Annotated in this window: 7 protein-coding genes; 4 read left to right on the top strand and 3 right to left on the bottom strand. The window is 67.2% G+C overall.

The features are described 5' to 3' along the window. Positions 1-4 precede the first annotated feature (4 nt). Genes SOM39_RS01160 through SOM39_RS01175 form a run of 4 tightly spaced genes read left to right on the top strand, consistent with a single transcriptional unit; the run spans position 5 to position 4,077 of the window. Entirely contained in the window at positions 5-1,372 is a 1,368-nt protein-coding gene (locus SOM39_RS01160; protein WP_320457237.1) for an NAD(P)/FAD-dependent oxidoreductase, read from the top strand. Next, positions 1,372-2,811 carry an exodeoxyribonuclease I gene (sbcB, locus tag SOM39_RS01165; RefSeq protein ID WP_320457238.1) on the top strand — a complete coding sequence of 480 codons (1,440 nt, stop codon included), beginning with the start codon at positions 1,372-1,374 and terminating at the stop codon, positions 2,809-2,811. The genes SOM39_RS01160 and sbcB overlap by 1 nt, the downstream gene beginning before the upstream one ends. Further along, the gene (locus SOM39_RS01170; RefSeq protein ID WP_320457239.1) at positions 2,808-3,494 is read left to right on the top strand and encodes a DUF2461 domain-containing protein; all 687 of its coding nucleotides are present in this window, start codon (positions 2,808-2,810) and stop codon (positions 3,492-3,494) included. The genes sbcB and SOM39_RS01170 overlap by 4 nt, the downstream gene beginning before the upstream one ends. A 43-nt stretch (positions 3,495-3,537) precedes the next feature. After that, positions 3,538-4,077: a DUF2939 domain-containing protein gene (locus tag SOM39_RS01175; protein WP_320457240.1), complete on the top strand. Its 540-nt coding sequence runs from the start codon at positions 3,538-3,540 to the stop codon at positions 4,075-4,077. A gap of 79 nt (positions 4,078-4,156) precedes the next feature. Here SOM39_RS01175 and SOM39_RS01180 read toward each other — a convergent pair whose 3' ends face one another. From SOM39_RS01180 to SOM39_RS01190, 3 genes are all read right to left on the bottom strand, one after another. Beyond that, complete coding sequence (locus SOM39_RS01180) at positions 4,157-5,101, bottom strand: 5'-nucleotidase (protein WP_068852910.1); 945 nt, start codon at positions 5,099-5,101, stop codon at positions 4,157-4,159. A gap of 16 nt (positions 5,102-5,117) precedes the next feature. After that, entirely contained in the window at positions 5,118-5,891 is a 774-nt protein-coding gene (locus SOM39_RS01185) for an NAD kinase (RefSeq protein ID WP_093532538.1), read from the bottom strand. Positions 5,892-6,092: 201 nt separating this feature from the next. Next, positions 6,093-11,069 (bottom strand): NAD-glutamate dehydrogenase, encoded by a 4,977-nt coding sequence (locus SOM39_RS01190; protein ID WP_414715831.1) that lies wholly within the window; start codon positions 11,067-11,069, stop codon positions 6,093-6,095. Between the last annotated feature and the right edge of the window lie 120 nt (positions 11,070-11,189).

Below are 11,189 nucleotides of genomic sequence, written 5' to 3' on the forward strand. Positions count from 1 at the left end.
CGCCTTGATCGCTACCCCCCATCGCTCCCTGAGCATCATCGGCGCAGGCCTGGCCGGCTCCCTGCTGGCCATCCTGCTGTCCCGCCAGGGCTGGCGGATCACCTTGTACGAACGCCGCGGCGATCCGCGCATCGCCGATTACGAGTCCGGCCGCTCGATCAACCTGGCCTTGGCCGAACGCGGCCGCAACGCCCTGCGCCAGGCCGGGGTCGAAGACGCGGTGATGGCCAAGGCGGTGATGATGCGCGGCCGCATGGTGCACCCGCGCCAGGGCGCGCCGCAGCTGCAGCGCTATGGCCGCGACGACAGCGAAGTGATCTGGTCCATCCACCGCAAGGACCTCAACACCACCCTGCTGCAGCTGGCCGAAGATGCGGGTGCGCAGGTGCACTTCCACCGCCGCCTGCACACCGTGGATTTCGATGCCGGCTATGCGCGCTTCATCGATGACCGCACCGACCATCCGCACGACATCCGCTTCGATACGCTGATCGGCGCCGACGGCGCCGGCTCTGCGCTGCGCGCGGCCATGAACCGCAAGCACCCGCTGGACGAGCGCATCGAGTTTCTCGACCACTCCTACAAGGAGCTGGAAATCCCGCCCACCGACGACGGCGGCTTCCGGATCGAGGCCAATGCCCTGCACATCTGGCCGCGCGGCAACTACATGTGCATCGCGCTGCCCAATGACGAAGGCACCTTCACCGTCACCCTGTTCCTGCCCAACGAAGGCAACCCCAGCTTCGCCACCACCAACAGCGGTGCCGAAGCCGAGGCGTTGTTCGCGCGCGATTTCCCCGATGCGCTGGCGCTGATTCCAAACCTGCGCCGCGATTGGGAAGAACACCCGCCCGGCCTGCTCGGCACCCTGCACCTGCGCCAGTGGCACCTGCAGGGCCGTGCGGTGCTGCTCGGCGATGCCGCCCACGCCATGGTGCCGTTCCACGGCCAGGGCATGAACTGCGCGTTCGAGGACTGCGTGGCGCTGGCCCGGCACCTGCTGGAGCAGGATTCGCTCGCCCAGGCCTTCGCCGCCTTCGAGGCCGAGCGCAAGCCCAACGCCGAAGCGATCCAGCAGATGGCGCTGGAAAACTACCTGGAAATGCGCGACCGCGTGGCCGACCCGGCCTTCCTGCTGCAGCGCGAGCTGGAGCAGCAGCTGCAGGCGCGCTGGCCCACCCGCTTCGTGCCGCACTACACCATGGTGACCTTCCTGCACACGCCGTACGCGGTGGTGCTGGAACGCACCGAGCTGCAGCGGCGCATCCTGGAAACGGCCACCGCCGGCCACGACAGCCTGGAGCACATCGACTGGGCCGCGCTGGAACGCGTGGTGCACCAACAGCTGACCGTGCTGGAGGGCGCGCACTGATGGCCGACAGCTTCCTGTTCTACGACCTGGAAACCTTCGGCCAGGACCCGCGCCGCACCCGCGTGGCGCAGTTCGCCGCGATCCGCACCGACGCCGACCTGAACATGATCGACGCACCAGTGAGCTTCTACGTGAAGCCGGCCGACGACCTGCTGCCCTCGCCGATTGCCACGCTGATCACCGGCATCACCCCGCAGCATGCGCTGGCCGAAGGGGTCAGCGAAGCCGAGGCGTTTTCGCGGATCAACGACCTGATGGCGCGCCCGGGCACCTGCACGCTGGGCTACAACACGCTGCGCTTCGACGACGAGTTCGTGCGCCACGGCCTGTTCCGCAATTTCTTCGATCCCTACGAACGCGAGTGGCGCAACGGCAACTCACGCTGGGACCTGCTGGACATGCTGCGGCTGGTGCACGCGCTGCGCCCGGACGGCATCGCCTGGCCGCAGCGCGAGGATGGCGCGACCTCGTTCAAGCTTGAGCACCTGGCGCTGGCCAACGATGTGCGCCAGGGCGACGCGCACGAGGCACTGTCCGACGTGCACGCCACCATCGGCATGGCGCGTCTCTTCAAGCAGGCCCAACCCCGGCTGTGGGAGTACGCCCTGAAGCTGCGCGACAAGCGCTTCGTCGGCAGCCTGCTTGACGTGGACGCGATGCAGCCGGTGCTGCACATCTCCATGCGCTACCCGGCCCAGCGCATGTGCGCCGCGCCGGTGATGCCGATCGCGCGCCACCCGTACATCAACAACCGGGTCATCGCGCTGGACCTGGAAGGCGACATCGATGGGTTGCTGGCCCTGCCGGCCGAAACGCTGGCCGCGCGCCTGTACACGCGCGCCGCCGACCTGGCCGAGGGCGAACAGCGCGTACCGCTCAAGGAAGTGCACTTGAACAAAGTGCCCGCGCTGGTGGCCTGGAACCACCTGCGCCCGGCCGACCATGCCCGGCTGGGCATCGACGCGGCCACAGTGGACGCCAATGCCGCACGCGTGCGCGAGGCCGGCCCGGCGCTGGTCGAGAAGGTACGTCAGGTCTACGGCGGCGAGCGCGTGGCCACGGTCAGCGATGTGGATGCCTCGCTGTACGACGGCTTCCTGGCCGACGGCGACAAAGCGCTGATGTCCCGCCTGCGCACCAGCCCGCCCGCCGAGCTGGCCGGTTTCGCCGAGCGACTGAAAGACCCGCGCATGCCGGAGCTGCTGTTCCGCTACCGCGCGCGCAACCACCCGCAGACGCTGGATGCCGGCGAACGCGGGCGCTGGAACGACTACCGGCGGCAGCGCCTGCTCGGCGATGCCGGGCTGGGCGAGCAGACCCTGCCCGAGTTCCGCGCGCAGCTGGAGACGCTGGCGCTGGAGCATGCCGCCGACCCGGCCAAACTTGCCCTGTTGCAGCACCTGCGCGACTGGGGCACCGATCTGGAGCAGAGCCTGTGAGCACCTATTTCACTCCCGCCAGCTTCACCTTCCTGCGCGGGCTGGCGCGCAACAACGACAAGACCTGGTTCAACGCGCACAAGCCGAAGTACGAGGAGCACGTGCGCCAGCCGTTCCTGCAGCTGATCAGCGACCTGCAGCCGGACCTGGCGGCGGTGAGCAGGCACTTCCGCGCCGACCCGCGCGGCGTGGGCGGCTCGCTGTTCCGCATCTACCGTGATGCGCGGTTCTCCAACGACAAGTCGCCGTACAAGACCTGGCAGGGCGCGCGGCTGTTCCATGAGCGGCGCAAGCAGGTACCGGCGCCGTCGTTCTACATCCACCTGCAACCGGGCGGGTGCTTCGTTGGCGCTGGCCTGTGGCATCCCGAGCCGGCCACCCAGCGCAAGGTGCGCCATTTCATCGTGGACAATCCCGGCGCGTGGAAGGCGGCGGCGCATGCGCCGGCGCTGCGGAAGAAGTTCGATTTCGAGGAAAGCGAGAAGCTGGTGCGGCCACCGCGCGGGTTCGAGCCGGATTTCGAATTCATCGACGACCTGAAGCATCGCAACTGGGTGTTCTGGCGCTCGCTGGATGATGCGACCATGACCGGGCCGAAGCTGCGGCAGACGCTGGCGAAGGATCTGGTGGCGTTGGGACCGTTTGTCGATTATCTGTGCGCGGCGCTGGATCTGGAGTTTTGAGCACTCTACCCGGCCTTGACGTGGGCTTCGGCAAGCTGGCGGCATGAAAAAGCTGCTTCTGCTGCTGGGGCTTGTCGTGGTGCTGCTGGCAGGCTGGCTGGTCAGCGGGCCCTATCTGGCCCTGCGCGGGCTGGCCGGGGCGATCGAGCAGCGCGATACCTCCCAGCTGGACCGCTACGTGGACTTCCCGATGCTGCGCGCCAACCTGCGCGCGCAGCTGGACGATTACGTGGTGCGCCGCGCCGGGCCGGACGTGCAGTCCAACCTGGTCGGCGCGCTGCTGCTGACCGCCGGGCAGAAGCTGAGCGGCACGGCGGTGGATGCGATGGTGACGCCGACCGGGATCGGCGCGCTGATGGAAGGCCATACGCTGTGGAAGCGGGCCAGCAATGACCTGGAGAGCAATGACGCGTACGCGGCGCCGCGGGCGGCGCGGCCGCTGGAGGGCGCTACGCATCGGTTCGAGTCCACGTCACGATTCACCGCCACCACCCATACGGCGCAGGGCGCGCCGGTGGTGTTCGTGCTGCAGCGGCAGGGGTTGCGCTGGAAATTGGTCAATATCGAGCTGCCGCTCGATTAGTCGGTGTCACGACCAACGGTCGTGACCTACCCATGTATCCGCCCGACCGGTAGGTCACGACCGTTGGTCGTGACCGCCGTCAATCGTTGGCCACGCCGTGCGGTACATGGCCGGCGGCCACGCTGAGGTGCTGGCGGGCGCTGTCGATGTTGTGCTGCGAATCGTCGAAGAAGATGTCTGCGCCGAACGCTTCCAGGAACGGGCCCTTGTGGCGGCCGCCCAGGAACAGCGCTTCGTCCAGGCGCACGCCCCATTCGCGCAAAGTACGGATCACCCGCTCATGGGCCGGGGCCGAGCGCGCGGTGACCAGCGCGGTCCGGATCGGCGCATCCTCGCCCGACGGGAACACCGCCTGCAGGGTGTGCAGCGCCGACAGGAAGTTGCGGAACGGACCGCCACTGAGCGGCTCGCGGGCGTTTTCGCGCTCGTGCCGGCCAAACGCTTCCACGCCCTGCTCGCGCGAGATGCGCTCGCTTTCATCGCCGAAGATCACCGCGTCACCATCGAAGGCGATGCGCAGCTGGCCCAGCGGCTGGCTCATGTCGACCGGTTCGGCCGCCGCCAGGGTCTCGCCGTGCGGCTTGGGCAGGATCGTGGCCGCGGCGATGCCATGCCGCAGCGCACGCCGCACCGATTCCGGGTTGGCCGACAGGAACAGATCGGTCCCGAACGGCTTCACGTACGGCCAGGTCGGCTCGCCCGCGGTGAAGGTGGCGCGGATGATGCCCAGGTCGTAATGCTGGATGGAATTGAAGATGCGAAGACCGGTATCGGCGGAATTGCGCGACAGCAGGATGACCTCCACCCGCGGCGATTCCGGCGACTGGCCCTGGTTGAGCGCCAGCAGCTTGCGCACCACCGGGAACGCCACGCCAGGGCGCAGCACATCGTCCTCATGCTTGCGCTGGTACTCGGCATAGGCGTCCACGCCTTCGGCCTCGAACAGCGCGTGGCCCTCTTCCAGGTCGAACAGCGCGCGCGAGGTCACGGCAACGGTCAGCAAACGGGGGGTGTTGTCGCCCATGGCGGTCAAAAATCCTTCAAAACATGAACTGTTCGCTGAGGATCCGGTCTTCCAGGTTGTGTTCCGGATCGAACAGCAGGGTCACCCGGCGCTCGCGCGACTCGCGGATGGTCACTTCGACCACGTCGCGGGTCTCGTGCGAATCGGCGGTCACGCTGACCGGGCGCTTGTACGGGTCGAGTACGCGGAAGCGCACTTCGGTATCGGCCTTCAGGATCGCGCCACGCCAGCGCCGCGGCCGGTACGGCGCCAGCGGGGTCAGTGCGATGGTGTGCGAGCCCAGCGGCAGGATCGGGCCGTGTGCGGAGTAATTGTAGGCGGTGCTGCCGGCCGGGGTCGCCACCAGCACCCCATCGCCGATCAGCTCGGCCACCCGCTCCTGGCCGTTGAGGTCGACCCCGATGTGCGCGGCCTGCCGGGTCTGGCGCAGCAGCGACACGTCGTTATAGGCCAGCGAGCCGGTGGTGGTGCCCGATTCGGTCAGCGCCAGCATTTCCAGCGGGCGCAGGTTGGCCGGTTCGGCACGGGCGATGCGCGCCTGGATGTCGTCCTCGGCCCTGTACTGGTTCATCAGGAAGCCCACAGTGCCCAGCTTCATGCCGAAGACCGGCAGGCCAAGATGCCCATGCCGGTGCAGGGTCTGCAGCATGAAACCGTCGCCGCCCAGGGGACACAGCACCTCGGCAGCATCCGGCGCGTGGTCGCCATAGCGTGCCACCGCGGCCGCGCGGGCCGACTGGGCCGCCTCGGTGTTGCTGGCAAGGAACGCGATGCGGGGGGTGTCGCTCATGGAGATTCCCGGTGGGGCATGGCCGAGAGCATACCCGGGCGAGCGCCGTTCGTGCGTACGCGGGCGTGAACCGCACGAACGCGTCCAGCGACCGCATCGACCAACGGTCGATACCTACCGGTAGATCACGACCGTTGGTCGTGATTCAACAAAAAGGCCCCGCCAATGGCGGGGCCTTCTGCTTTCACGCATCAGCGCAGGTTACGCGCCGTGGGCCGCCAGCTGGCCCAGGCGCTGTACCGCCACCGAGACCGTCGGGTAGTCGAGCGTCTTCTGCTCGGCCAGCTCCTGCAGCATCGACAGGGTGAAGCGCAGGCTGCTGTCGTCACGGCCGATCCAGGCCGCAACCTTGGCTTCGGCACTGCCCCCCTTCATCGACAGCACCTGGGCGGCCAGGTTGCGGTGGTGGGCGGCCAGCTCGTCGCGCAGCACGCCACGGGCCACGGCGTGCCAGCGGCCGTTGACCTCCAGCGCATCGATCTGCTCGAACAGCCACGGCAGCTGCAGCGCGTCGCCCAGGCGGAAGTGGACCTTGGACACGTCCACCGGCTTGAGCTTGCGGGTACGCGCCAGTTCGATGATGTCGAACGCCGGTTCCAGGAACTGCAGCTCGGACAGCTGCTGCGCCAGTGCCGGCGGCAGGCCCTTTTCCTTCCACTCCTGCACGCTGGCCTCGTAGGCCGGGCGCTGCGAATCGGGCAGCACGCCGGAGGCTTCGCGGATGTCGTTGAACGCGGCCTGGTAGCGGTTCACCGCCTCGGTGATGCCCGGCATCGCGCCGGGGCGGAACAGCAGCCAGCGCACGAACGAACGCTGCAGCTTCCAGATCACTTCCAGCGCATCGATCTGCACCGACTCCGGCAGGGTACCGTCGAGCGCATCGATCTGCGCCCACAGGGCACGTGCATCCAGCGTTTCGCGGCTGATGGTGTAGGCCTTGGCGACCTCGGCGATGGTGCGGCCGGTGTCTTCCTGCATGCGCATCAGGAACGTGGCGCCCATGCGGTTGATGGTCTGGTTGGTCACGGCCGTGGCGATGATCTCGCGCTTCAGGCGGTGACGCTCCATCGCATCGGCATACTTCTTCTGCAGCGGCGTCGGGAAGTAACGCAGCAGTTCCTTGGACAGGTACGGGTCTTCCGGGATGTCCGATTCCAGCAGCTGCTGGAACGCCACCAGCTTGGAATACGACAGCAGCACCGACAGCTCCGGACGGGTCAGGCCCTGGCCACGCGCCTTGCGTGCCGAGAGCTCGGCATCGGTCGGCAGGAACTCGATCTGGCGATCCAGCAGGCCCTGCTTTTCCAGCGTGCGGATGAAGTGCTGCTTGGAACCCAGGCGCTTGACCGCCATCCGCTCCATCAGGCTCAGGGCCTGGTTCTGGCGGTAGTTGTCGTTGAGGACCAGGTCGGCCACTTCGTCGGTCATCGACGCCAGCAGCTTGTTGCGTGCGTCCACGGTCAGCTTCTTGGCCCGCACCACATCGTTGAGCAGGATCTTGATGTTGACTTCGTGGTCGGAGGTATCCACGCCGGCCGAGTTGTCGATGAAGTCGGTGTTCAGCAGCACGCCAGCCTGGGCAGCTTCGATGCGGCCCAGCTGGGTCATGCCCAGGTTGCCGCCCTCGCCCACCACCTTGCAGCGCAGCTCACCACCGTTGACGCGCAGCGCGTTGTTGGCGCGGTCGCCGACGTCGCTGTGCTGCTCGGTGGCGGCCTTGACGTAGGTGCCGATGCCGCCGTTCCACAGCAGGTCCACCGGCGCCTTGAGGATGGCGCTCATCAGGTCGTTCGGCGACAGTGCCTTGACGTTGTCGTCCAGGCCCAGCGCCTCACGCACCTGCGGGGTGATCTCGATCGACTTCAGCGTGCGCGGGTAAATACCGCCGCCCTTGCTGATCAGCTTCGCATCGTAGTCGGCCCAGCTGGAACGCGGCACGGTGAACATGCGCTCCCGCTCGACGAACGAGGTCGCCGCGTCCGGGTTCGGGTCCAGGAAGATGTGGCGGTGGTCGAACGCGGCCAGCAGGCGGATGTGGCGCGACAGCAGCATGCCGTTACCGAACACGTCGCCGGACATGTCGCCGACACCCACGGTGGTGAAGTCCTGGGTCTGGCTGTCACGGCCCAGCGCACGGAAGTGGCGCTTGACCGACTCCCACGCGCCACGCGCGGTGATGCCCATGCCCTTGTGGTCGTAACCGACCGAACCACCGGAAGCGAACGCATCGCCCATCCAGAAGCCGTGGTCGATGGCCAGCCCGTTGGCGATGTCGGAGAAGGTCGCGGTGCCCTTGTCGGCAGCCACCACCAGGTACGGGTCGTCCATGTCGTGGCGGACCACGTCCACCGGCGGCACGATCTTGTTGTTGACGATGTTGTCGGTGATGTCCAGCAGGCCCTGGATGAACAGCTTGTAGCAGGCCACGCCGTTGGCGAACACCGCATCGCGGTCACCGCTGGCCGGCGGGGTCTTGGCGAAGAAGCCGCCCTTGGCACCGACCGGCACGATCACCGTGTTCTTGACCATCTGCGCCTTGACCAGGCCCAGCACTTCGGTGCGGAAGTCTTCGCGACGGTCCGACCAGCGCAGGCCGCCACGGGCAACCGCCCCGAAGCGCAGGTGGGTACCTTCCACGCGCGGGCCGTACACGAAGATTTCGCGGTACGGGCGCGGCTTGGGCAGGTCCGGCACCAGCGCCGAATCGAACTTGAAGCTGATCACGTGGCCCGGGCGGCCCTGTGCATCGGTCTGGTAGTAGCTGGTGCGCAGGGTGGCGTCGATCACGCCCATGAAGCTGCGCAGGATGCGGTCTTCGTCGAGGCTGGAGACGCGGTCCATCAGCTTGACCAGCGCGTCGCGCGCCGCGTCCATCTGCGCCTTGCGGTCACCCTTGCGGGCATCGACCACGGTCTTGATGACCTTCAGGGTGGCTTCGTCGCCACCCGCCAGCACGGTCAGGTGCGCGCGCAGGTCGGCCTGGCCATCGGCGATGGCGACCTTGTCCTCGTGCCCGGTGGCCGGGTCGAAGCGGGCTTCGAACAGCTCCACCAGCAGGCGGGCCAGCAGCGGGTAACGGGTGAAGGTAGCTTCGACGTAGGCCTGCGAGAACGGCACGCCGGTCTGCAGCAGGTACTTGCAGTAACCGCGCAGCATCGCAACCTGGCGCCAATGCAGGCCAGCGGCCAGCACCAGGCGGTTGAAGCCGTCGTTCTCGGCATCGCCGTGCCAGACGCGGGCAAAGGTTTCACCGAAGGCGGCATCGGCGGCAGCAGCGTCGATCGCGCCGGCCAGCGATTCCACTTCGAAGTCCTGCACGTACACCGGCGCGTTGTCCACGCTCAGGCGGTACGGGCGCTCTGCGATCACGCGCAGGCCCATGTTTTCCATCATCGGCAGCGCGTCCGACAGCGGAATGTCATCCAGCTGGCGGTACAGCTTCAGGCGCAGGCCATCGCCTTCTTCGCGGTGCACGGCCTGCAGGCTCAGGCGCAGGTCGTCCGGGCCGGTCAGCGCGTCGAGCTGGCTGACGTCGTTGGCAGCGATCTCGGTGCTCGAGTCTTCGATGTAACCGGCCGGCAGTGCCTTGCCGATGCGGGCGGCAATGCGCAGGCCTTCGCTTTCACCATGGCGGGCCACCAGCGCTTCGCGCAGGTCGTCCTGCCAGTTGCGCAGCACCTGGGCAAGCTTCTGTTCCAGTGCACTGGTATCCACTTCCAGGGTCTGGCCAGCCTTCGGGCGCACGATCAGGTGCACCTGGGCCAGCGGCGATTCGCCCAGCACCACCGAGCTGTCCACGTATTCGCCCTGCAGCGCGTCCTTGAGCATCGCTTCGATGCGCAGGCGCACGTCGGTGTTGAAACGCTCGCGCGGCAGGTACACCAGCGCGGAGATGAAACGGCTGTACTTGTCACGGCGCAGGAACAGGCGGCTGCGCACGCGCTCCTGCAGGCCCAGCACGCCGATGGCGGTGCGGTACAGCTCTTCCTCGCTGGACTGGAACAGCTCTTCGCGCGGCAGGGTTTCCAGGATGTGGCGCAGTGCCTTGCCGCTGTGGCTGGCCGGGGCCAGGCCCGACTTGCTCATCACGTATTCGTGGCGCTGGCGCACCAGCGGGATCTCCCACGGGCGGCGGTTGTAGGCGCTGGAGGTGAACAGGCCCAGGAAGCGCTGCTCGCCGATGATCCTGCCCTTGGCGTCGAATTCCAGCACGCCGATGTAATCCATGTAGCCGGCGCGGTGCACGCGCGAACGCGCATTGGTCTTGGTCAGGATCAGCGCGTCCTTCAACCCGGTGGTGGCGTTGAGGCCCTGTGCGGCCAGGGTCTTGACCGGGCGTGCAGCGGACTTGTCCTTGCCGCGCATCAGGCCCAGGCCGGTGTCATTCAACGGCGCCAGCACGTCTTCCTTGCCCTGCTTCTCCACGCGGTATTCGCGGTAACCGAAGAAGGTGAAGTGGTTTTCGGCGGCCCAGCGCAGGAATGCCTGGGCTTCGGCGCGCGAGGCGTCGTCGACCGGCAGCTGGCGGGTGCCGAGGTCGTCGGCCAGGGCCAGCGCCTTGCTGCGCATCGCCTCCCAGTCGCCGACGATGGCGCGCACTTCATCCAGCGCCTTGACGATGGCCTGTTCGACATCGGCCATGGCGTCGGCCGGCTGGCGGTCGATTTCCAGCAGCATCACCGATTCGGCGGTGCCTTCGCCCACGGTCGACAGCTTGCCGGCCTTGTCGCGGGAGAAACGGATTACCGGGTGGCCCAGCACGTGCACGCCCACGCCATGTTCGGCCAGGGTCATGGTCACGGTGTCGACCAGGAACGGCATGTCGTCGTTGACGATCTGCAGCACGGTGTGGGCAGATTCCCAGCCGTTGGCCTTCAGGGTCGGGTTGAACACGCGCACGTTGGCCTTGCCGGCCTTGCGCACGCGGGCGAATTCGAGGGTGTCGCCGGCCAGTGCGGCCCATTCTTCAGCGGTGTGGTGCGGGAACTCGTCCGCTTCCATGCGCTTGTAGAAGTCTGCGGCGAACGCCACTGCCTCGGCCTGCCCGGCCGCCGGGTAACGCTTGCGCAAGGCCGTGTACACCGGTTCCAGCGAGAAGCCCACTGGTGAAACAGTCTGCGTATCGGCTGGTTTGGTCGTTTTTTTCACGGTCTTGGCTGCTGTTTTTTGCGGTTTCATGGCAGAGCGGTGCGTGTTGCCCAGTTGGAAAGATGAAATTGTAGCCCTACCGCATGAAAAGGCCTTGCTGCAGGACGGAATAAGGTTTTTCAGTTGGGTGGCGTTTACATCGCATGCCAG

This window comes from Stenotrophomonas sp. CFBP8994, from assembly GCF_034044835.1.
GTDB classification, from domain to species: Bacteria; Pseudomonadota; Gammaproteobacteria; order Xanthomonadales; family Xanthomonadaceae; genus Stenotrophomonas; species Stenotrophomonas rhizophila_A.